The 21,455-nt window shown below is 63.1% G+C and carries 18 protein-coding genes; 5 read left to right on the forward strand and 13 right to left on the reverse strand.

The genetic code is table 11. The annotated features are described in order from the left end of the window. Positions 1–10 precede the first annotated feature (10 nt). Entirely contained in the window at positions 11–1,675 is a 1,665-nt protein-coding gene (locus EG244_RS06850; RefSeq protein WP_124964270.1) for a N,N-dimethylformamidase beta subunit family domain-containing protein, read from the reverse strand. 74 nt (positions 1,676–1,749) lie between these two features. Beyond that, entirely contained in the window at positions 1,750–2,997 is a 1,248-nt protein-coding gene (locus EG244_RS06855; protein ID WP_124964271.1) for an aminotransferase class III-fold pyridoxal phosphate-dependent enzyme, read from the reverse strand. 372 nt (positions 2,998–3,369) lie between these two features. Here EG244_RS06855 and EG244_RS06860 point away from each other — a divergent pair, with 372 nt between their 5' ends. The 4 genes from EG244_RS06860 to EG244_RS06875 are packed head-to-tail and all read left to right on the forward strand — an operon-like array spanning position 3,370 to position 7,199. Further along, complete coding sequence (locus EG244_RS06860) at positions 3,370–4,446, forward strand: ABC transporter ATP-binding protein (RefSeq protein ID WP_124964272.1); 1,077 nt, start codon at positions 3,370–3,372, stop codon at positions 4,444–4,446. Then, the gene (locus EG244_RS06865; protein ID WP_124964273.1) at positions 4,446–5,312 is read left to right on the forward strand and encodes an ABC transporter permease; all 867 of its coding nucleotides are present in this window, start codon (positions 4,446–4,448) and stop codon (positions 5,310–5,312) included. Before EG244_RS06860 ends, EG244_RS06865 begins: the two co-directional genes overlap by 1 nt. After that, positions 5,309–6,115 (forward strand): ABC transporter permease, encoded by an 807-nt coding sequence (locus EG244_RS06870; protein WP_124964274.1) that lies wholly within the window; start codon positions 5,309–5,311, stop codon positions 6,113–6,115. The genes EG244_RS06865 and EG244_RS06870 overlap by 4 nt, the downstream gene beginning before the upstream one ends. A gap of 25 nt (positions 6,116–6,140) precedes the next feature. Then, positions 6,141–7,199: an extracellular solute-binding protein gene (locus EG244_RS06875; protein ID WP_124964275.1), complete on the forward strand. Its 1,059-nt coding sequence runs from the start codon at positions 6,141–6,143 to the stop codon at positions 7,197–7,199. Between the two features lie 50 nt (positions 7,200–7,249). On the opposite strand, the gene EG244_RS06880 is transcribed toward EG244_RS06875, so the two are convergent. Next, on the reverse strand, positions 7,250–8,050 hold the full coding sequence (locus EG244_RS06880) for a shikimate dehydrogenase family protein (RefSeq protein WP_124964276.1): 801 nt from the start codon (positions 8,048–8,050) through the stop codon (positions 7,250–7,252). A 9-nt stretch (positions 8,051–8,059) separates the two neighbouring features. Continuing rightward, positions 8,060–8,716, reverse strand: a complete 657-nt coding sequence (locus tag EG244_RS06885; RefSeq protein ID WP_199737840.1) for a class II aldolase/adducin family protein — start codon at positions 8,714–8,716, stop codon at positions 8,060–8,062. Positions 8,717–8,933: 217 nt separating this feature from the next. Here EG244_RS06885 and EG244_RS06890 point away from each other — a divergent pair, with 217 nt between their 5' ends. Continuing rightward, a complete protein-coding gene (locus tag EG244_RS06890) occupies positions 8,934–9,641 on the forward strand; it encodes a TetR/AcrR family transcriptional regulator (protein WP_124964277.1) in 708 nt (235 codons plus the stop codon). On the opposite strand, the gene EG244_RS06895 is transcribed toward EG244_RS06890, so the two are convergent. The 9 genes from EG244_RS06895 to EG244_RS06935 form a co-directional block, all read right to left on the reverse strand. Continuing rightward, positions 9,638–10,894: a four-carbon acid sugar kinase family protein gene (locus EG244_RS06895; protein ID WP_124964278.1), complete on the reverse strand. Its 1,257-nt coding sequence runs from the start codon at positions 10,892–10,894 to the stop codon at positions 9,638–9,640. The genes EG244_RS06890 and EG244_RS06895 overlap by 4 nt on opposite strands. Positions 10,895–10,949: 55 nt before the next feature. Beyond that, a complete protein-coding gene (locus EG244_RS06900) occupies positions 10,950–12,614 on the reverse strand; it encodes a N,N-dimethylformamidase beta subunit family domain-containing protein (RefSeq protein ID WP_124964279.1) in 1,665 nt (554 codons plus the stop codon). 24 nt (positions 12,615–12,638) lie between these two features. After that, the gene (locus EG244_RS06905) at positions 12,639–13,316 is read right to left on the reverse strand and encodes a GntR family transcriptional regulator (RefSeq protein WP_124964280.1); all 678 of its coding nucleotides are present in this window, start codon (positions 13,314–13,316) and stop codon (positions 12,639–12,641) included. Next, a complete protein-coding gene (locus EG244_RS06910) occupies positions 13,297–14,280 on the reverse strand; it encodes an ABC transporter ATP-binding protein (RefSeq protein WP_199737842.1) in 984 nt (327 codons plus the stop codon). Before EG244_RS06910 ends, EG244_RS06905 begins: the two co-directional genes overlap by 20 nt. Then, positions 14,273–15,262 carry an ABC transporter ATP-binding protein gene (locus tag EG244_RS06915; protein ID WP_124964282.1) on the reverse strand — a complete coding sequence of 330 codons (990 nt, stop codon included), beginning with the start codon at positions 15,260–15,262 and terminating at the stop codon, positions 14,273–14,275. Before EG244_RS06915 ends, EG244_RS06910 begins: the two co-directional genes overlap by 8 nt. A 3-nt stretch (positions 15,263–15,265) precedes the next feature. After that, the gene (locus EG244_RS06920) at positions 15,266–16,150 is read right to left on the reverse strand and encodes an ABC transporter permease (protein WP_124964283.1); all 885 of its coding nucleotides are present in this window, start codon (positions 16,148–16,150) and stop codon (positions 15,266–15,268) included. After that, positions 16,143–17,087: an ABC transporter permease gene (locus EG244_RS06925; RefSeq protein ID WP_124964284.1), complete on the reverse strand. Its 945-nt coding sequence runs from the start codon at positions 17,085–17,087 to the stop codon at positions 16,143–16,145. The genes EG244_RS06920 and EG244_RS06925 overlap by 8 nt, the downstream gene beginning before the upstream one ends. Before the next feature lie 105 nt (positions 17,088–17,192). Further along, the gene (locus EG244_RS06930; RefSeq protein ID WP_124964285.1) at positions 17,193–18,743 is read right to left on the reverse strand and encodes an ABC transporter substrate-binding protein; all 1,551 of its coding nucleotides are present in this window, start codon (positions 18,741–18,743) and stop codon (positions 17,193–17,195) included. Positions 18,744–18,815: 72 nt separating this feature from the next. Continuing rightward, positions 18,816–21,098 carry a penicillin acylase family protein gene (locus EG244_RS06935; protein WP_124964286.1) on the reverse strand — a complete coding sequence of 761 codons (2,283 nt, stop codon included), beginning with the start codon at positions 21,096–21,098 and terminating at the stop codon, positions 18,816–18,818. Positions 21,099–21,455: the final 357 nt, after the last annotated feature.

Below are 21,455 nucleotides of genomic sequence, written 5' to 3' on the forward strand. Positions count from 1 at the left end.
TTCACCGCGCTTATTTTCCCGAGAACCGGTCGAGCACGTTGCGGGTGATTTTTTGCGTGAAAGCGCAGTGCCGCGTCAGGCCGATCACCCATTCGCAGGTGCCTGCCGTCAGAACCTCGCCCCGGCCCTTGGCCATAGAGACCAGCATCCCCGAGCCAAGCGTCATCTTGCGGTAAGCCTCATCGTAATCGCCGCCCGCCAGCTCAGCCACCTGGGACAGATCGCCGTCGCGGATATAATAGCGGTGGCCCGGGCCCTCATGCTCATCCTCGCGCAGCACGGCGGGGGACATGGCAAGGATCTCGATGTTATCGGGAATACCAGGGGCGGGCACCGCATAGGGCAGGCCGCGGTGGAAGGTATAATCGAGCCCGTCCACCTCATAGCCAAAGATCCGCGCCTCGGCCCCGAAGATATCGGCATAGCGCAGATGGGTGCCCTTGAAGGCCCAGTGCTCTGGCCGATAGACCGTCAGCCCGCGCGAGCCGCGCGGCGCAAAGCCGCCCCAAGAGGCATAGACCCCATGGCAGCCGTTCACCCCCACGGTCGAAGCGCCCGGCCAGTTTACCAGCTCACTCTCCCAGGTCGCGGTCGAGAGATGCTGCGTCGCCGGGGCCTGGGCCAGAGGGTCCAGCTTCGGCGCTTTGACCTTGTAGCAGACCTGACGCGCGCCCTCATCCTCCAGACGGATCTGCCACAGGAAGTTGCCGCCGAAGCGGGCGAAATGGCCGCCGCGTTCGGTCCAGTCTTCGACCGCCTTGCGCATCTCCCAGGACCAGTATTCATCATGGCCCACGGTCACGAGGCAGGTATAATCCTCAAGAAGATCGGGGCGTTGATGCAGATCGGTCTGGGTGATGATGTCAAAATCATAGCCCATCTCTTCGGCCCAGATCGCGAAATGGCGGTCATACATCGCCCAGCCGGCTGAGGAATAATATTGCGACCAGCCATAGGTATAGCTGAACTCCCGCGTCGGATAGCGCGGGTGATCGCCCATATCGGGCATGGCATCCTGCATGACCCGCGCCGCCCCCTGGGGCAGCCAGAGCATGCCGCGCGACCAGGGCCGTTTCTGGCTCAGCAGCGGTGAGCCTTCGTTTTTATTCGGCCCCCAGGTGCCGAAATAATGGTTCGCGCCGCCCCAGTCGTTATAGGCCTGCCAGGTCGCGGTGCAGAGCATCATCACGATCTTCGCGCGGCTTTCGCCTTTGCGCGCGCGCACGACGACGAAATGATGATGCACAAAGCGGTTGCCGTCTTTGCGCTGGCAGGTCGCCACAATGCGGTAAAAGCCCGGGCGCAGGCTCTGCGGGATCTCCCAGCGGTGAACCACCGGCCAGTCGCAGCCGTCGATATAGGCGGTCTCTGAGGTCGCGGTGAAAGAGCCGCTCAGATCGCGGGCCTCATGCACCATCTCGGGGGTATAGCCATCGCGGTAGATATGCAGGTTCCAGCGGTCCGCCGTGGTCGAGCCGCGCAGCTCGACCGTTTCGCCGGGATCATAAGACATCCGGTCGGTATAAACGAAGACTTCCGTAAGCTCGCGGTCTTCGCGCGGGAAATTATAGCGAAAATCCGAGATATAGCTTTCATCCGCATAGCCTTTGCGGACGTTCCAGGGCCGCACCGCATGGGGGCCCATCTCGGGGTAGATAAAGCTCTTGTCTGACATATGTCCCTCTGCCGTCTCTCGCGGCTTCCTGTTGCGGGCGGCCGCTTTCGCCGCCGCCGCGCAGTGCTATAGGATCAGGTCCGGCGGTTCTGCGCCAGAGCGGTAAAGGCTTTTTCCGTCCGCTCCAGCGCCTCGGCGATGACGGCGGCGTCATGGGCGGTTGAGAGGAACATATTGTGGCGGTGGTGCAGATAGACCCCTTCGGCCAGGGCCTGCTGGCAGAACTGCTCGCCGAGGGTCGACAGCTCATCGTCGCCTGCAAATTTCATCAGCGGCATGGCGGCGGGGCCGGAGAGATCCACCTCAAAGCCATGCCGCGCGGCCTGCTCGCTCAGGCCCTGACGGAAGGCCTCGCCCGAGGCTTTCATCAGCGCGGGCCCGTTCAGGCGGTGCAATTCGCGGATGGTGGCCACGGCTGCGGCCATGGGGGTGCCGCCATACCAGAAGCTGCCGGTGACATAGATCTGCGCCGCCGCCTCGCGGAAACGCTCCGCCCCGGTGACGGCCGAGAGCGGATAGCCATTGGCGATGGCTTTGGACCAGGCGGACAGATCGGCGCGTACCCCCACCTCTTCCCAGGTGCCGCCAAGGTTCAGCCGGAAGCCCGCGCGCACATCATCGACGATCAGCGCCGCCCCCGTGGCATCGCACAGCGCCCGCGCGGCGGTGGCAAAGTCACGATCGGGCGCGGATTGCACCTTGCCGAGATCATGCTTGAAGGCCGAGACGATGACCGCCGCCAGATCCTCACCCGCTTCGGCCACGGCCGCTTTCAGGCTTTCGGCGTCGTTATAGTCATAATGCAGCAGATGCGCGCGATCCTCTGACGTCACCCCCAAAAGCGAGGGGGTGCACCAGGGCGCGGCCCCGTGATAGGCCCCGCGCGCCACCAGAACCTTGCGCTTTTGGGTGGTCGCCCGCGCGATGGTCACGCAGGCCGTCGTCGCATCGGTGCCGTTCTTTTGAAACATCGCCCAATCGGCATGGGGAATCGTTTCCACCATCAGCTCTGCCAGCTCAACGAGATGCGGGGTCGGCCCGTTCAGGCTGTCGCCCATGGCAATCTGGCCAAGTGCTGCGCGGTCGACCACCTCATTGCCATAGCCGAGCACCATCGGCCCCCAGGCGCACATGAAATCAATATAGCTCTGCCCATTGGCATCGGTGACGCGCGCGCCCTTGCCGCCTTTGAAGAACTGAGGATAGCCGCGCGGCACGGCGGCTGCGCGCTGGTGGCCCCAAAGGCCACCGGGAATTACCCTTGCCGCGCGCTGGCGCAGATCTTGGTCCGGGGTCAGGGAATGCTGGGGTGCCGGGGTCATATACCGCTCCGTAACAGATGGCTGTCCCTGGGGATCATCCCCACGGGCAGGCTGTCTCCAGTTGGGGAAATACAACCGGGTTCTGTCAAGCGTTTTGCGGAAGTTAGCGGAAATTATTTCGATTAATATTGCTGCAACCTTGGCGCTACACGTGGTGAATTAACTGCACTCAACTCAATTTAATGCAGCAATTTCAGGAATATATTCGAGTTAAATCTCAGGATGGCAGCCCGATGACAAGTGAGCAGCGCCTCAGGTCTCTTGCGAAGATTTCCGAAAATAGCCATAATTTTCTTGAGATATATCATTTTGGCGTTAACCTGTCTGAGGTGGCTTTCACGGCCATGGGACGGGCAGAGAACGGGACGGGGAATGACGCTTACGCAACGCGGCACGGGCATAGAAATACGCGGACTTCGCAAGGCTTTTGGCCAGGTGACGGCCATTGATCATCTGGACCTTGATATTCACCCCGGCGAGTTTCTGGCCCTGCTTGGCCCCTCCGGTTCGGGGAAATCGACGGTTCTGATGGCCCTGGCGGGCTTTGAGCCGCCGACGGGGGGCACGATCCGCATTGACGGCGAGGACTGCACCCATGTGCCGCCGCACCGGCGCAATATTGGTATGGTGTTTCAGCATTATACGCTGTTTCCGCATATGTCGGTGCTCGACAATGTGGCCTTTCCGCTGCGGATGCGCGGCGTTGCCAAAGAAGAGCGCCGCGCCCGCGCCGCCGCCGCGCTTGAGACCGTGCGGCTGGGCGCTTTTGGCGACCGGCTGCCCAAACAGCTTTCGGGCGGGCAGCAGCAGCGCGTCGCGATTGCCCGGGCGATCGTTTATAATCCGCGCGTTCTTTTGATGGATGAGCCGCTGTCGGCGCTGGACAAAAACCTGCGCGAAGAGATGCAGATTGAGATCAAGCGTCTGCAGGAAAGCCTTGGGATTACGGTGGTTTTTGTCACCCACGATCAGGGTGAGGCGCTGACCATGGCCGACCGTGTGGCCATTTTGCAAAGCGGGCGGCTGCAGCAGATCTCCCCCGCGCGTGAGCTTTATGAGCGTCCTGCCAATCTCTTTGCCGCCGGGTTTATTGGCGAGATGAACCAGTTGAACGCCCGCTATGACGGGGCAAGGGCGCATTTCAGCGACGGTACCTCTCTGGCCGTGCCGCAGACGGCCCTGGTCGCCCCCGTGCCGCCCGGACCCGCCACGCTCACCATCCGGCCCGAGCGCGTGCGCCCGGTGGCCCCGGGCAGTGGCGATCTGCAGGGCGTGGTGCGCGATGTGATCTACAGCGGCGCGGGCACGCTGATCATTGCTGAGCTGCCCGGCGGCACCGAGTTTCGCGCCCGGATCTCCTCTGCCGGGATCGCGCCGCCCGCTGCGGGCGCGCCTCTGGGCTTTGCCCTGCCGCCTGAGGGGCTGCTTCTTTATCCGGCGGCTGCATAATGGCTGCGGGTTTTTTCCAGCCCGAGGGGCGGCGGCTTTCAAAAGCGGCGGTCACGGCGCTGATGCTGCCCTTTTTCTCGGTGATTGCGCTGGTTTTTCTCTGGCCGCTTCTGAGCCTTCTGTCGCTCTCGGTGCTGGAGCCGGAGCCGACGCTTGCGCATTATCAGCGCGCGATCGACAATCCGGTCTATGCCCGTGTGCTCTGGCGCACGCTGGTGATTGCGCTCTGGGTCTCGGCGGTTTCGCTGCTGCTGGCCTTTCCGGTGGCGCTGTTGATGGCGCGCTCAGAGGGGCCGAAGCTGGCCTTTATCACTGCCTGTATTTTGCTGCCCTTCTGGTCCTCGGTGCTGGTGCGCACCGCCGCCTGGTCGGTGCTTTTGCAGCGTAAGGGCCTGATTAATGAGGGGATGCAGGGCATTGGCCTGACCGCAGAGCCGCTGAAACTGCTTTATACGCAGGGCGCTGTGGTGGTGGCCATGGTGCATGTTCTGATGCCCTTTATGGTGCTGCCGATCTATGGCGCTTTGCGCAATATCCCCGCCGATTACGCCCGCGCGGCGGCGATCTGTGGCGCGCCGCCCTGGCGCGGGTTTCTGCATGTCACCCTGCCACTGGCGCTGCCGGGGGTGATCGGGGGCTTCATCCTGGTCTTTCTGACCGCGCTTGGCTATTTCATCACCCCCTCGCTGCTCGGCTCGCCGAAAGAGATGATGATCTCAACCCTGATCTCGCAGCAGATCCGTGAGCATCTCGACTGGCCCTTTGCCGCCGCACTCGTCGGGCTGCTGACGCTGTTTGTTACGGCGATCACCCTGGTCTTTTCGCGCCTTTTTGGCTTTGACCGCATGCTGGGGGGCCGCAAATGAGCCAACAGAACTGGATGCTGAACGCCTTTGTCTATGCGGTGCTGGTCTTTATCCTGCTGCCGATCCTGATCATTCTGCCCATGGCCTTTTCTGATACCGATTATCTGGCCTTTCCGCCCAAGGGCTATACGCTGCGCTGGTTTGAAAGCTTCTTTGCCTCTTCGCGCTGGATGGGCGCTTTGCGCTTCTCGGCGGAGATCGGTCTGCTGACGGCGCTTTGCACCACGGTGATCGGCACCGCCGCCTGCTATGCCCTGGTGCGGGGCGCGGGCGGGCTGGGGGCGGTGTTCCAGGGCCTGCTGATCGGGCCGATCGTGGTGCCGCATATCGCACTTGCGGTGGCGCTTTATCTGTTTTTCCAACAGACCGGGCTCTCGGGCACGCGGCTGGGCTATGTCCTGGCGCATACGGTGATTGCGCTGCCTTTCGTGGTTTTCACCGTGGCCGCGGCGCTGAGCCAGGTGGATCCGGCCCTTGAGGATGCCGCCATGAGCTGCGGTGCCTCGCGCGTCACTGCCTTTCGGCTGGTGACCCTGCCGCTCATCCTGCCCAATGTGATCTCGGGCGGGCTCTTTGCCTTCATCATCTCCTTTGACGAGCCGGTGGTGGCTTTCTTCCTGGCAGGCATTCGCGACAAAACACTGCCGCGGATGATGTTTGACGATATCGAGCAGAATCTGACCCCGGTGATCCCTGCCATTGCCGTGCTGCTCACGCTGCTGTCCATAGTCGTTCTTCTTGCGGGCTGGCTGCTGAAACGCGCCGCAGAGCGCAAAGCCCCCGCCGCGCCGTCTGAACCATAAACACCCCCCAACAGGAGGTTCTTAGATGTCTGTTTCCCGCCTGACTGCTGCCACTTTGCCGGGGCTCGCGCTGAGCCTGGGGCTGCTTTGCGCGCCCGCGCTTCATGCCGATGAGGTGGTCTATGCCACCACCGGCGGGCTGATGCGCCAAAAGCTCGAAGAGCATATGTATATCCCCTTCAAGGCCGCCACCGGCACCGAGATCATCCCCTTTGACATCGAAGTGCCCGACCAATGGGCGCGGGCTGAAGGCATGCTGCGCTCGGGCAAGGTGGAGTTTGATATCGTCACCGCGACCGGCCCTGATCTGGTGGCCCGGGCCGATATGCTGATGGATATCGACTGCGATGCGCTGAAGAATGTCAAAGAATTCGGGCTTCCCGGCTCCTGCGAGGCCAAGGGCGTGGCGCGCACCACCGGCGGCATGGTGCTGAGCTACAACAAAGAAGTTTTCAAAGACAAAGCCCCGCAGAGCTGGGCGGATTTCTGGAATATCGCCGATTTCCCCGGACCGCGCGGTCTGCCCGATACCGGTGACCGCGACTGGTGGCTGCCCGCAGTGGCGCTGCTCGCCGATGGTGTGGCGCCCGATCAGATTTTCCCGATGGATCTCGACCGCGCCTATAAAAAGCTCGATGAGATCAAGCCGCATATCTCGGTCTGGTGGAAAACCGGCAACCAGGTGGCGCAGATCATGCGCGACGCTGAGGTGGTGATGACCATGTCCTATTCCGGCCGCTCGCTGGCGGCGATCAAGGATGGCGCGCCCTGGGATATCGCCTGGAACGGTGGCATCCGCGATACCGGCTATTTCTCGGTTCTGAAGAATGCGCCCAATGCCGAAGGCGCGCTGAAGTTCATCGACTTCTTTTATGGCAATGCCGATGGCCAGCCGGAATTCATGCGCGCCGCACTCTATGCCACCAATGCGACCAACGGGCTGTCGAAGCTCGATGAGGCCGAGCAAAAGCTCTTTGCGACCTATCCCGAAAACTATGCGCAGCTGCTGAAGCCCGAGTTCAAATGGATCGGTGAAAACCGCGACGCGCTGCGCGCCCGCTGGACCGAATGGCTGGCGCAGTAAGCCACCTCTGAGGGGTCCCAAGGCCGCCGGGAGACCGGCGGCCTTTTGCGTCAGAGCCCCAGAAACTCTGCCACCAGCCCCGCCTGCGGGCGCATCATCGCAAGGCCGGGCACACAAAGGCAGCCCCGCGCCGCGGCCATGGCCATCACCGGGGTGACGGCGGGCGTCATGATGACTTCCGCAACCACGCTTTGCGGCTGCAACCTGCGGGGATCAAAGGGCAAAGCATCATCGGGCTTCATGCCAAGCGAGGTGGCATTGATCACCAGATCAAACCCCTCAGGCGGCGGCATTTCGCGGCTTTCGCAGGCCCGGGTGCGGCAGCCGGGAACCAGGGCGCGCACCCCCTCGGCCAGATCCTCAGCCCGGGTCAGATCGCGGTTGGCGATGACCAGTTCTGACAGCCCGGCCAGGGCCAGCGAAAAGGCGATCGGCCGCCCCACCCCCCCGGCGCCCAGCAAAAGCGCGCGCCGGCCCGTGACCTCAACGCCCTGGGCCTTCAGTCCGGCCATAAAGCCCGCTCCGTCGACATTGGTGCCGGTCAGGCTGCCATCGCTTTCGCGGCGCACGAAATTGACCGCCCCGATGGCGCGGGCCTCCTCTGTCAGCTGATCGAGCAGCGGTAAAACGGCCGCTTTATGCGGGATCGTGCAGCCAAATCCCGCCAGATTGCGGATCTGCCGCAGCCCCTGCAGCACGCTCGCCAGCCCCTCAGGCGGCACATGCAGCGGCGAGCAGGCAAGATCAAGGCCCCGCGCCGCAAAGGCCTGGTTCAGAACATCGGTGCCGATCACATGCGCGACCGGATCTGCCAGAATGAACATGATGCGGGTTTTTCCGGTGATTTTCATAGGATCACCTCAACGCGGCATGCGGGAATGGCCGTAATAGCCATAGCGGCGATGTACCTCCCGCAGCTCATCCTCGCTTAGCAAAACCGGCTCTCCGGCTTGGCGGGCCAGCAGATATTGCCGCGCCAGCATCTCCAGCTTTACCGTCAGATCACTGGCCTGCGACAGCGACGTTCCCACCGCTACCATGCCGTGGCTGGCCATCAGACAGGCCTTATACCGCGCGCCAAGCGCCTCTGTCACCGCAAAGGCCAGCGCATCTGAGCCCAGCGGCTGATAGCGCGCGCAGGGCACCTCATCGCCGCCAAAACCGGCGATCATATAATGAAAGGGCGGCAGCGGGCGGTGGTGGCATGACAGCGCCACACAGTTGTCGGCATGGCTGTGGACCACGGCCATGACCTCGGGCCTTGCGCGGTAGATCTCGGTATGAATGCGCCATTCCGTCGAGGGCACATCCGCCCCGCCGTCACAAAGCGCGCCCTCAATATCCAGCGCGACGATCCGCTCCGGCGTCAGATTTGCCGCCCGCGCACCCGCCGGGGTGATCAGGGTCCGCGATCCTGCGCGCACCGAGATATTGCCTGAACTGCCGTGGTTCAGCCCCTCGGCCTCAAACCGCGCCACCAGGGCCGTGATCTCTTCCCTCAGGCTTTGCTCCTGCACCCTAGTCCCCTTTCAACGCGTTTTTCCTGACTTCAGGTTAAGCGCAGATAATTCGGCATTCCAACCATGAATATCGGGACTGGCCGCTCATATTGCGATATACATGATAAATAATTCGGGTTTACAGGAGACTCCGCCACAGACCCCTGCCGCAGTTGATTGATGTCACGGCGGCTCTGTGGTTACTGACAAAGCTGAGCGCATATGAGAGGTGGCTATGGAAGTGGTTTCGGGGCGGGCGATGCGGCGGCGCGGGATTGAGCGGGTGAACCTGCTGCTGGATGCGACCGAAAAGCTGCTTGAATTGCACACCGACGAAGATATCAGCCTCGCGCAGATCGCTGAGGCTGCTGAGGTGCCACTGCCCTCGGTCTATCACTTCTTCCCCAACCGCAATGCCGCCTTTGAGGCCCTGGCGCTGCGGTTCAACGAAGAGATCTACCGCAACTCCATTGAGCCTTTTGCCGAGCCGCTGCCCGAAACCTGGCAGGAATTGCTGGCGCGCAAACACGCCCGGGCTGCCGCCTTTCAAAACAGCCGCCCCGCAGCCCTGCGGCTTTTCTTAGGCGCAGGCGTCAGTGTGGCGATCCGCGCCGCGGATTTTTCCGGCAACGCCCGGATTGCCCGCAGCCGTGCGCGGCTTTTCGCGGCCTATTTCCATATGCCCTATATTGAGAATTTCCCCTTCAAGCTGGAAACCGCGGCCTCCGCCAATGAAGGGATCTGGTCGCTTTCCTATGGTCGTCATGGCTATATCAGCGAGGAATTGCGCCGCGAAGGCACGGCCATGGCCGTCAGCTATCTGCGGCGCTTTCTGCCCGAAGTGCTGATCCCCAAAGTGCCCACGCAGGAGGAACTTGCCGCGCTGGAGGTGGCAGCTGAGCCGGCCATCCTGCCGGAAAAGGCGCCTCCTCCCGCCGCTTAACCGCGCATCTGCGCCAGGGCTGCGGCAAAGACATCCTCGCTGCCCAGCTTGCCGGATTTGAAGAACAGCGCGAGGGGCGTCTCGCCCTCGCTTTGACAAAACCCCGCCCCCAGTGCGGTTTCCGGCAGCGCGCGCACTTTGCGCAGGCCGAGGGCCTCCGCGACCGCGCCCGACGTCTCACCGCCTGAGATCACCAGACGGCGCAGCCCGCGCGCGGTCAATGCGCGGGCAAGCCCCGCAATCAGACCTTCAGCCCGCCGCGCGGCCTCCATCCGCCCAAGGGCGGACTGCGCCCGCGCGACGGCCTCTGCGTCGGGGGCGGTGACAATCGCAAAAGGCCGCTCGCCCAGACGCGGGGCTGCCCAGGCGAGGGCGCGGGCCTCAGCTTCAGGGTCCAGCAGATCAAGGGCCAGCACCTCATGTCCTTCGGCGGAAAACCGGGCGATCTGCGCTTCGGCCGTGGGGCCCGCGCTGCCGACGAAAACCGCGCCGGGCCCCGAAATCCCGGAGCGCTGGCCGGGGGCAGGGGGCGTCAGATCGCGCCGCGCCGCCACCAGCGCTTTTGCATAGCCAATGACCAGCGGGTCGCTGGCCACCACCACCGCAGACTGGCGCAGCGCCAGGGCCAGACTGCGCTGAACATCCTCATCATTGCTGCAATCGGTCAGGATATAGCGGTGGCCCGCGGCGCGCAGATCTGCCCAGGCGGCATCGGTCGCGCCGTCCCCCTGCAGCAGCGTCAGATGGGGGATCAGCCCCACCGGCGTGTCGGTCTGAAGCGACAGGAACCGCACCAGATCAGGATCGCTCATCGGGGTGACGGGATCGCTTTGCTTGACGGAGTCGGAGACCAGCCGCCCGCGGTAGAAAAGATAGCCGTGATGCACCGTGGCGCGAAAGCGCGGAAAGCCTGCGTTCATCAGCACGGGCGCACCGCCCGCGAGATCAGAGAGGATCCGCGCCGCAGGGCCGATATTGCCTTCCGGGGTGGAATCGAAACTGGCGCAGGCCTTATAGGCAATCCGCGCAATGCCCGCCGCTTTCAGCGCCGCCGCGGCGCACGTCACCATCGCCTCGGCTTCTGCCACCGGGACCAGTCGCGTGCGGGTGGCAAGGACGGCGATATCGCCGTCATTTTCAACCGCTTCGGGGGAGAAACAGACCGGCGCGGCGATGCCCTCTCCCTCAAGAACGCCCGCGATCAGAAGGGCTCCGGTGATGTCGTCGGCAATGATGCCCAGGTCTGTCTTCACGTTATTGCTCCGGGGAGGTGGGGGGTGGCCCATGGAAAGGGGCCGATGGGCGGGATCAGCTTTGACGAAAGCGTTCCAGCACGTTGCGGGTGATGGTGGTCGTATGGGCGCAGTTGCGCGTCAGGCCCATGACCCATTCGCAGCTTCCGGCGGTGATGACCTCGCCCGCGCCGCGCTTCATGCCGACCACCATGCCCGAGCCAAAGCGGTAGCGCGCCAGAGCTTCCTCCGGGTCGCCCCCGGCTTTGCGGGCGATGCCCTTGAGGTCATTGTCGCCGATGTAATAGCGCACCCCCTCACCCTCATGGGGGAACTCAAAGAGGGTGGCGGGCGACATGGCAAGGATTTCAACCTCTTCCGGGGTGCCCCGGCCGGGTTCGGGATAGGGCAGGCCCTGATGGAACTGATAATCCAGCCCATCGACCTCATAGCCGAAGATCTGCGCCTCCTGGCCGAAGATATCGCCGTAGCGCAGATCGGTCTCGCCAAAAATCCAATGCCAGGGGCGGTAAACCGTGAAGCCGCGGTTGCCGCGCGGGGCAAAGCCGCCCCAGGAGGCATAGATGCCATTGGCGCCGTTCACCCCCACGGTGGTGGCCCCCGGCCAGTTCACATCCGCCGAATCCCAGCCCGTGGTCAGCAGATGTCTGCGCGCCGGATCCTCGCGCACCGGATCATGGGTTTTGGCCTTTGCCTTATAGCAATGCTGCTCGGCCCCGCCGTTCTCAAGCCGGATCTGCCAGACGAAATTGCCGCCAAAGCGGGCGAAATGGCCACCGCCTGCGACGTAATCCTCAACCGTTCTGCGCATCTCATGCGACCAGTATTCATCATGGCCGCAACTGGTCAGGCAGCTGTAATCTTTCAGAATTTCGGGACGGTACTGCAGATCGGTCTGGGTGATGTAATCGATCTCAAAGCCCTGGGATTCCGCCCAGACGGCGAAATGGCGGTCATATTGCGCCCAGCCTGCGGCGGCATAAAACTGCCCCCAGCCGCCCGAATAGCCCCATTCCTTTGAGGGATAGCGCGGCGCATCGCCCATATCCGGCAGCGGATTGGTCATGATCCGTGCGGCCCCCTTTGGCAGCCAGATCATGCCCCGCGTCCAGGGCCGCTTCAGACTGAGGATCGGGGCGCTTTCATTGCCATTGGGCCCCCAGGTGCCGAAATAATGGTTCGCGCCGCCCCAGTCATTATAGGCCGTCCAGGTCCCGGTCGCGAGCATCAGAAGGATGCGGCCCGGTTTCGGCCCTGGCTTCGGGCGCACCACCACAAAGTGATGCTGCACAAAGCGCTGCCCGTCGGGGCGCAGGCATTCTGAGACCACGCGGTAAAAGCCCGAAGGCGCATCCTGCGGCACCTGCCAGCGAAAGACCACCGGCCAGTCGCAGCCGTCCTGATAGGCGGTGGCAGAGGTGGGGGTGAAGCTGCCCGGCAGATCCTCCGCCTCAACCATCATGACAGGGCGGTGGCCATCGCGGTAAATCCGGATCGACCAGGTTTTCGCATCGGTGGAGCCGTGAAACTCCACCACAGCGCCGGGGTCATAGGACATCTCATCGGTATAGACGAAGACTTCGGGCAGGGCGGGGTCTTCGCGGGGGAACTGAAAGCGGTAATCCGCCAGAAAATGCTCATCGCCATACATGCGGCGCACCGCCATCGGACGGATGGCATGGGGGCCGGTCTCGGGAAACTTAAAAGGCGTGTCGCTCATGAGGATGATCTCTCTCAGATGGCGTTAAACGGGGGAATTTTCAACGGCCTGCAGCCGCTCTCTGAGGCGGGCGCCGCCCTCGGTCAGATCCAGCGCAATGGCGCGGCGCAGCTCCGGCAGATTGCCTGCGCCAAGGCTTTCAAGGATCAGCTCATGCTGGTGGCGTCCGGGATAACGCGGGCTGGCATGGGGGTAGAGTTCGCTGAGCATCGGCCCGATCCGTATCCAAAGCGTCTCAATCACCCCGATCAGATGCGGATTGGCAGAGCGGCGATAAAGCGTGAAATGAAAATCCGCATTGGCCTGCAGCGCGGCGGGCCAGTCTGCCGCGGCTTCGGCGGCGATCAATCGGGCGTGCAGTGCGCTCAGATGCTGCAGATCCGCGGCGGTGATGAAGGGCAAAGCCTCTTCGGCGGCCTGCGGCTCCAGCAGCAGGCGCAGCCTGCGGATCTGCGCATAGTCCCGAAAGCTCTGCCTGCGGATGCGCACATAACAGCGCGGCCGGATTTCCACCGCCCCATCGCGCGACAATTGCAACAGCGCCTCACGCACCGGCGTCTCTGAGGTGCCCATCTCGCGGGCGAGATCGCGGATCTTAAGCCGTTGATGCGGATGGAGTTCCGCCCGCATCAACCCCTGGCGCAGCCGCTCATAGACGGTGTCGGAGAGCACCGCTCCGCTGTCAGGCGGCAGAGATGGCATCACCGCCCTCCCCGGCGAAATGGCAGGCGACCTGACGCGGGCCAAAGCTGCGCAAAGCCGGCTCCACCCTGCGGCAGTGGTCGTTTGCCAGCGGGCAGCGGGTGGAGAAATTGCAGCCCTTCGGCTTATTCAGAAGGCTTGGCACCTCGCCGCCCAGCACCGGCGGACGCTCGCCGCGCCGCCGCGCCCGCGGCACGGCATCCAGCAGCGCGCGGGTATAGGGGTGCAGTGGCGTTCGGAAAAGATCACTGCGTGGCGCGGTCTCCACCACCTGGCCGGCATAAAGCACCGCGATGCGGTGCGAGGCCGCCCGCACCACCGCCAGATCATGGGCAATAAAGAGATAACTCAGCCCCAGGCGGTCCTGAAGATCTTTCAACAGATTGATAATCTGCGCCTGCATCGAGACATCAAGCGAGGCCACCGCTTCATCGCAGATCACAAATTCCGGATTCAGCGCGAGGGCGCGGGCAATCACAATGCGCTGGCGCTGACCGCCCGAGAATTCATGCGGAAAGCGCTCCGTCCAGGAGGGCGGCAGCCCCACCAGATCCATCAGATCTGCGACCCGCGCGACCCGCTCGGCGCGGCTGAGTTTGCCCTGTATCTCCAGCGGCTCGGCAATGGATTGCCCGACGCGCATCCGGGGGTTCAGCGCCGCATGCGGGTCCTGAAAGACAAACTGCACCCGCTCGCGCAGCCGCCGCCAGTCGCGCCGCCCGGAGCCGGCGGTGATGGTCTGGCCCAGGATCTCCATCTCGCCCGAGCTTGGCGGCAGCGAGCCGACCAGCATCTTGCCGATGGTGGATTTGCCCGAACCGGATTCCCCCACCAGCCCCAGCGTCTCACCGCGGTTGATATGGAAACTCACATCCTCAACCGCCTTCAGAACCTGACGGCTGCGGCCGGAGCCGATGTCAAAGCTGCGGCTGAGATGACGAATGCTGACAAGGGGATCAGACATCTGAGACCTGCCTTTCAGGGATATGACGGGTGCAGCGGGCCGCGCGGCCATCCGCCGCCACCAGCATCGGCAGCGCCTGGCTGCGGCAGCTTTCCAGCGCATAGCTGCAGCGCGGCGCAAAGCGGCAGCCTGGCGGGCGACGCGTTGGCTCCGGGATGGCGCCGGGGATCGTGGGCAGGCGGTCAAGATCGCTGTCGAGATCGGGGATCGCCGCCAGAAGCCCCTCAGAATAGGGGTGCAAAGGCCGCTCAAACAGCGGCTCCGCGGGCGAAAGCTCGACCGGCTGGCCGGCATACATCACCATGACCCGATCGGCGAATTCCGAGACCAGCCCCAGATCATGCGAGATCAGAATGACCGCCATCCCCAGATCCTGGCGCAGCTGGCGCAACAGCTCCATGATCTGGGCCTGAACGGTCACATCAAGCGCCGTGGTCGGCTCATCGGCGATCAGCAGTTTCGGCTGACAGGCGATGGCAATGGCGATCATCACCCGCTGGCGCTGACCGCCCGACAGGCGGTGGGGATAGTCATCCACCCGGCGCGCCGCATCGGGGATCCGCACCTGATCGAGCAGCTCAATCGCGCGGCGGCGGGCCGCTTTGCCGGTCAGCCCCTGATGGATCCGCAGGCTTTCGCCGATCTGATCGGCAATGGTCAGAACCGGGTTCAGCGTGTGGATCGGGTCCTGGAAAACCATGGCAATCTCGCGCCCGCGCAGGCGCTGCAGATCGCGGGTGCCCATGGCCAGGATATCGCGCTTTTGCCAGAGCACCTCTCCGGTGATGGCGGTGTTGCGCGGGTCATGCAGCCGCAGCAGCGACAGCGCCGTGACGCTTTTCCCCGAGCCGCTTTCGCCAACGATCCCAAGGGCCTCGCGGCCTTTCAGCGCAAAGTTTACGCTGTCAACTGATGGCACCCAGCCGCGGTCGGTGCGAAAAGAAACCGCCAGATCGCGCACCTGCAAAACTGTATCGCTCATGGCTCAGCCCTCAATTTTCAGGCGCGGGTCAAGGACATCGCGCAGCCCGTCGCCCAGCAGATTGATCGCGAGCGCCGCGATGCTGATGGCGAGACCCGGAAACAGCATGATCCACCAGGCCTCAATCGCGAAATCACGGCCCTGGGCCACGATATTTCCCCAGCTGGCATGGGGCGGCGGCGTGCCGATGCCGAGAAAGCTCAACGTGGCCTCGGCAAGGATCGCATAGGCAAAGATGAAGGTCAGCGTGACCAGCAGCGGCGCCAGGCAATTGGGCAGGATATGGCGCAGAATGATCCGCAGATCAGAGCCGCCCGCGATCCGCGCCGCTTCAACATAATCCTGCTCGCGGATCACCAGGGCCGAGGCGCGCACGATCCGCGCACAACGCGGGATATAGGCTGAGGTCAGCGCAATGATGACCGAGCTGATATGCGGCCCCAGCACGGCGCTGACCCCCATGGCCAGCAGGATCGCCGGAAAGGCCATCAGCGCATCCATCACCCGCATCAGCAGGCTGTCGAGGCGGCGAAACCAGGCCGCGCAAACCCCGATAATCGCGCCAAAGATCGCCGAGAGAATGGCCACCGTCAGCCCGATCCAAAGCGAGACCTGGGCGCCGTAAAGCACCCTTGTCCAGATATCGCGGCCGAAGTTATCGGTCCCGAAGGGATAGTCCCAGGAGGGCGGCGTAAAGCGAACGCGCACCGAAGTGGCATTGGGTTTTCCATTGCTGATCCAGGGCGCAAGCACCGCCGCCAGGATCAAAACCAGCAGCAGGATCACCCCGATCCGGAATGAGCGGTGCCGCAAGAGCCGTCGCAGCGCCAGTCTTGCGGGGCTGTGAGCCACCGCGGGGAGGGCGGAAATTACCGGGGCGTCAGTCATAATTCACCCTCGGATCGGCGATGGTGTAAAGGATATCGACGAGCACATTGATCGCCACGAAGAGAAAGCCGAGAAAGAGCATGCTGCCCTGCACCACGACGATATCGCGCGCCATAATCGCCTGAACCAGCAGCCGCCCGATGCCCGGCAGCGCAAAGATCTGCTCAATCACCACCGAGCCGCCGACCAGCAGGCTGAAGATATAGCCCGAGACCGTCAGCACCGAGACCAGCGCATTGCGAAAGGCATGTTTGCTGACGGTGCGGACCTCGGTCACGCCCTTGGCGCGGGCGGTGCGGACATAATCCTGATCCAGCACCTCCAGCATCTCCGAGCGTGTCATCCGCGCCAGATAGCCGATCTGAAACAGCGCCAGCACCGCGGCCGGCATAATCAGCGCATGAAGCCAGGGGAAAAAGCCTTCGCGCATCGGCACATAGCCCGCCGAAGGCAGCCAGCCCAGCGTCACGGAAAACAGGATGACCGCCAGAATGGCCAGCCAGAAGTTCGGCACCGAGACGCCCGCAAGCGCCAGCGACATCACCGTGGTATCAATCCAGCTGTCGCGCCAATAGGCCGCCACCACCCCCATCGCAATCCCGACCGGCAGCGTCATGACAAAGGCCACCACCGCCACCGAAAGCGTCACCGGAATGCGCTCAAGGATCGCCTCTGAAACCGGCTGATTGAGGAAGGGCGAGATCCCGAAATCAAACTGCACAAGGTTCAGCAGCCAATAGCCAAGCTGCACCAGCAGCGGGCGATCAAGGCCCAGACTGCGGCGCAGCGCCTCGATTTTATCGGGGTCCGCGCCCTCTCCCGCCAGAAGGATCGCCGGATCTCCGGGCAGCATTTTCATCAAAAGGAAGGTCAGGATCGCAACGATCAGCATGACCGGAACGGCCTGGGCGATGCGTCTTAAGATAAGCCAGGTCATCGGGCACTCCGTCAGAGGCTCGGTCGCCTGCGCGGGTGCGGCGCGGGCAAAGAATGTCAGGACAGTCTCCGGCCCGCCTTTGTGCGGGCCGAAGGGGGGCGGCGCTTAACGCATCCAGACGCCCCAGAAGAAGTTCATGTAATACTCGCGGTAGCCGCCCACCGCTTCGGGGCGGTAGCCGCGCACCGAGGCGCGGTTGGCGATCTTGATCATATAGCCTTCATCAAGGATCTGCTTTTCGATGTTGAGCCAGGCGGTGCGGCGCTCCTGCGGGTCAAGCGAGGAATAGATCTTCGCGTAGTTCTCATCCATCACCGGCTCAGATTTAAGCTGCGGGAAGAGATAGACCACCGAGCGCCACTGTTGCGGCCCGAGCAGCGGGTTGGAACAAAACGACGTGGTCGCCACGTTCCAGCGGCCCGACCCGGTGTTCATATTCGCCGATTGCGTCGGCCAGTCGGTGACATCCACGCGCGAATTAAAGCCCGCCGCCTGCAGCTGCTCATCCAGAAGGACAATGCTGTCGCGCATATAGTCATAATTGGTATTGGTCTGCAGCACGATCTCATCATTGCTGTAGCCCGCCTCTTTCAGCATGGCCGAGGCTTTGTCGGGATCATTGAGGTTATACCAGGCTGAGGCCTGGGCCTCATCATAGTAAAACCCGCCCGGATAGGACATCGAGCCATTGAGCGTGGCCGGATCCCCGGCGACGATCGAGATGTCTTCGGCATTGACGGCCGTGCGCAGCGCCTTGCGGATCTCCGATTTATCGGTCGGGGCCTGCTGGGTGTTGACGATCAGATATTGCTGACAAAAGGGCACGATCTCAACGAGTTTGACCTCACTGACCCCGGAGAGGGTCTTGACCGCCTGCGGCCCGATGGGGCTTACGACATGGGCCTCGCCGGTCTGCAGGGCGGCGGCCCGCGCGGTGGTCTCGGAGAGGAAATTCACCCGAACGCGGTCAACATAGACCTTCTTTTCGCCTGCATAGCCCGAGGTCGGGCGCGGATCGACGCTGTAATCGGCGAATTTCTCAAGGATGATATGGCTGTCGCGCAGCCATTCGCCGACTTTGAAGGGGCCGGTGCCGATCATCTCGGCTTCGCGGGCGGGTTTTTCCGCCTGAGAGGCCGGCAGGATCGAGACCGGATAGACCGGCGATTTCAGCGCATCGACAAAGGTCGCATTCAGCTTTTTGAATTTGATGATGAAGGTGTGATCGTCGGGGATCTCATAGCCCGCAACATCGGCCAGCAGCGAGGCATTGGAGCTGACTTTGCCATATCGCTCATAGGAGGCTTTGACATCCTTTGAGGTCATCACCGAGCCGTCGTGGAATTTCACGCCCTGGCGCAGCTTGAAGGTCAGCGTCAGCCCGTCTGCGCTCAACTCATAGCTTTCGGCCAGCATGGGGGCGGTGTTGTAATCGGCATCAATGGTCAGCAGACCCTCATAGATCTGATGCATGACCTCCAGATCAATCAGCGCCGAGCCCGCATGCGGATCCAGATGGCCCGGACCGCCATTGGTGGCATAGATCAGAGTGCCGCCGGTTTTCGGCGTCTCCTCTGCCAGCACAGGTCCTGCTGCACAAAGCGCGGTCCCGGCCAGCAGGGCAGCAGCGAGCGATTGACGCAAGGCGTAGGTCATTTCCGTTGTCTCCCTGATGTGTCGTCAGACAGGGCCCGGGCCTGGTGCCGGAACCCCGAAGTCAGCCCGGTCTTATGCCGGGTTCAATGTGATAAGCTGGCGGGTGGCGGCGCGGATCTGATCGTCAGACCAGGGCGCCGGCACCAGAGTGCCGCGCGACCAGGGGGTGTTCTGATCGCTGTAATGCGCGTCGCCGGGAATCCCGGAGGCGCCGTGAAAGACCACCCAGGAGCAGTTGTCCCAGTCCGACAGATCCCAGATATATTTCGCAACTGGCCCATAGCTGGCCACCAGCCCGCCCGAGGGCAGTGCCCCGGTGGCCAGCACGCAGTCGCCATCGCCCGAGACCGGTGCCGAAGCCGGGGCAAAACCGGCCGCCTCTTTGAACTGTGCGGTCAGCGGATGGGCAAAGACCGGGCGATGGGCCTCGCCCCAGGGGCGGGGCAGAAAGCCTTCCGCGCATTCAGAAATCGCCTGGTCGATCACCTCATCCCAAGATGCTCCGCCCAAGAGCGAAGTGTCATCGCGGCGCAGCTGGTCGGGCAGGGCCCACCACAGATGCGTCAAAGGAGAGATGCCGGGCGGCAGTTTCGCGATCTCCTGCCCCGCCACCTGATCGAGGCCCGAGCGGCGGGCCAGGATCCGCGTCATCTGCTGCCGAAGGGTGTAATAGACGGTGGGGGCAAGCTTTCCGGCCTCCATATCCCCCGCCCAGCCCTGCAGCGCCAGGACCATCTCTCTCCCCGGCCCCGCCTGGGGCAGACGGGCCAGAAAGCGGGCGGCAAATTCTTTAGCGACAGCCGAGGAATGATCATAAAGCAGATCGAGCATATCCGCGGGCGAGAATTTCGCCCCCGTGCTCAACAGGCTGCGGATGCGCTTTGCCCGCGTGCTCGGATGACAGTCGGTGCAGATATAATCCGGCCAGTCTTCCGGCACCGTGCGGTTATTGGCCGTCACAATGATGCCTGAGCCGGGGTTCTCCTCGCGCGGCATCCGCGCAAAGGGGATGATCCCGCGCCAGGCGAAAGCCGGATCCCAGCCCGGCACCGGCAGCCAGCCGTTTTTGCGGTCCCGTTCAGGGATGCGGGCGCGCACCTGAACGCCGATGGTATCCTGGCGATCCGCCGCCACCAGGTTGTGATCAATCAGCCCCCAGGGCTCCATCAGATCATAAAAGGCGGCGACGGTCTTTTGCGACACCATGGGCCGCAGACAATCGAGCGAAGTGTCCCCGGCCTGCAGCTGCATGGATTTCAGCGCCAGCCCCGCACCCTCGCCAGGGCTGCCGAGGATCAGAGGGCCATTGGCGGTCTCCCAGATCTCAATCTCTTCCTCTGCACCGCCGCGAATGCCGATCACCTCTTTGCGCAGGCGCGCTTTGGCACTGCCGGTGGCGGTGCGGTAATGACCCGGCTCCTGGCCGCGGAAATCCTCGACGTAAAGATCGTGGATATCGGCAAAAGCATGGGTCACACACCAGGCCATATCCTCATTATGGCCAAAATGCGGAAAGAGCGGCACGCCCGGCATCGTCAGCCCCAGGGCCGCAAAGCTGTCGCAGCGCAGATGGGCCTGGGTATACATCGCCGGGATTTCATAGGCGCGGTGGGGATCGCCCGCCACAATCGGCATCCCCGTCGTCGAATGGCGCGCATTGATCGCCCAGTTGTTCGACCCGCCCCCGGTGACATCCGTCGGGAAAAGCGCCTGCAGCCCCTCAATGGCCGGGGCCAGATCCTTCAGGGCCGCCGTCCAGCGCGGCTGCTGACGATCCTGCGGGGTGACAAATTCTTCAATGCCGCCATCTTCATAGCGCAGCAGATGCAGGTTTTCCGGCCCCGCCACCGCATAGGCCGCCGCCCGCCAGAGCTTGAACCACACCGATCCCATCAACAGGCCGCGCTGGCGCATGACCACCACGCAGTGCCAGGGCTCCCAGGGCTCAGGGGTCTCGGCCAAAAGCGCATATTCCGGTGGCAGATCACCCGCCGCGATAAAGGCGTTCACGCCCGCGCTATAGGCCTCACACATCGCTTTTGTCTGCGCCGAAAGCGCCGCATAATCCGCCCGCGACACCGCCTCAATCCCGAGTTTGCGCATCAGGCGGTCCGAGGCGAGGCCCTCAGCGCCGACCCATTCCGCCCAGCGGCCAAGCGCCCGGCGGCGCGCCGCATCCATCTGCCACAGACGGTCGCGGGCATGGATCCAGCCGTTGGCGACAAAAAGGTCCCGCTCGGGGCCGGCGGTGACATGCGGCACCCCCCAGATATCATAGCGGATCTCAACTGCCGCCGAGAGGCCAGGCAGTGTCAGCAGGGTCGCAGAGCGGGAGGCGGCAGCTTCAGTCGGCATGACTCTTACCTGATATGTGCAGGATGCATCAGAGCGGATCCTGCCGCGGCGTCAAGAAAAATTCCGCTATTTCTTCGAATTATTAATGAGATTTCGGGGCGGGCTGGATTTCTCGTGAACCGGGCGTGATCCTGGATTTGACAGAGATTTTCCCGCTTATGTTATAGGTTTTAACTGTAACATAATGATAATATATTGAATTTATATTCGGACTCTGGGGCGAATCTTATAGCCGACCTGTGTCGCTTGCCTCCCGGCAGGCCGATTTTAGATAGCAACTACGCCAGTTTCCAAAACTTTTTCGGTAAATTATTTCAGTAATGAAACTCTGCAGACCAGCTTGCTGCAGCTGTCTCC

The organism is Falsigemmobacter faecalis, from assembly GCF_003863335.1.
In the GTDB taxonomy this organism is placed as follows: Bacteria; Pseudomonadota; Alphaproteobacteria; order Rhodobacterales; family Rhodobacteraceae; genus Wagnerdoeblera; species Wagnerdoeblera faecalis.

Coding starts and splice junctions, on each gene's coding strand:
- EG244_RS06900 (WP_124964279.1), bottom strand. CDS start 12,614: ATGAGCGACACGCCTTTTAAGTTTCCCGAGACCGGCCCCCATGCCATC.
- EG244_RS06870 (WP_124964274.1), top strand. CDS start 5,309: ATGAGCCAACAGAACTGGATGCTGAACGCCTTTGTCTATGCGGTGCTG.
- EG244_RS06935 (WP_124964286.1), bottom strand. CDS start 21,098: ATGCCGACTGAAGCTGCCGCCTCCCGCTCTGCGACCCTGCTGACACTG.
- EG244_RS06855 (WP_124964271.1), bottom strand. CDS start 2,997: ATGACCCCGGCACCCCAGCATTCCCTGACCCCGGACCAAGATCTGCGC.
- EG244_RS06865 (WP_124964273.1), top strand. CDS start 4,446: ATGGCTGCGGGTTTTTTCCAGCCCGAGGGGCGGCGGCTTTCAAAAGCG.
- EG244_RS06860 (WP_124964272.1), top strand. CDS start 3,370: ATGACGCTTACGCAACGCGGCACGGGCATAGAAATACGCGGACTTCGC.
- EG244_RS06925 (WP_124964284.1), bottom strand. CDS start 17,087: ATGACCTGGCTTATCTTAAGACGCATCGCCCAGGCCGTTCCGGTCATG.
- EG244_RS06850 (WP_124964270.1), bottom strand. CDS start 1,675: ATGTCAGACAAGAGCTTTATCTACCCCGAGATGGGCCCCCATGCGGTG.
- EG244_RS06880 (WP_124964276.1), bottom strand. CDS start 8,050: ATGAAAATCACCGGAAAAACCCGCATCATGTTCATTCTGGCAGATCCG.
- EG244_RS06875 (WP_124964275.1), top strand. CDS start 6,141: ATGTCTGTTTCCCGCCTGACTGCTGCCACTTTGCCGGGGCTCGCGCTG.
- EG244_RS06920 (WP_124964283.1), bottom strand. CDS start 16,150: ATGACTGACGCCCCGGTAATTTCCGCCCTCCCCGCGGTGGCTCACAGC.
- EG244_RS06930 (WP_124964285.1), bottom strand. CDS start 18,743: ATGACCTACGCCTTGCGTCAATCGCTCGCTGCTGCCCTGCTGGCCGGG.
- EG244_RS06915 (WP_124964282.1), bottom strand. CDS start 15,262: ATGAGCGATACAGTTTTGCAGGTGCGCGATCTGGCGGTTTCTTTTCGC.
- EG244_RS06910 (WP_199737842.1), bottom strand. CDS start 14,280: ATGTCTGATCCCCTTGTCAGCATTCGTCATCTCAGCCGCAGCTTTGAC.
- EG244_RS06905 (WP_124964280.1), bottom strand. CDS start 13,316: ATGCCATCTCTGCCGCCTGACAGCGGAGCGGTGCTCTCCGACACCGTC.
- EG244_RS06890 (WP_124964277.1), top strand. CDS start 8,934: ATGGAAGTGGTTTCGGGGCGGGCGATGCGGCGGCGCGGGATTGAGCGG.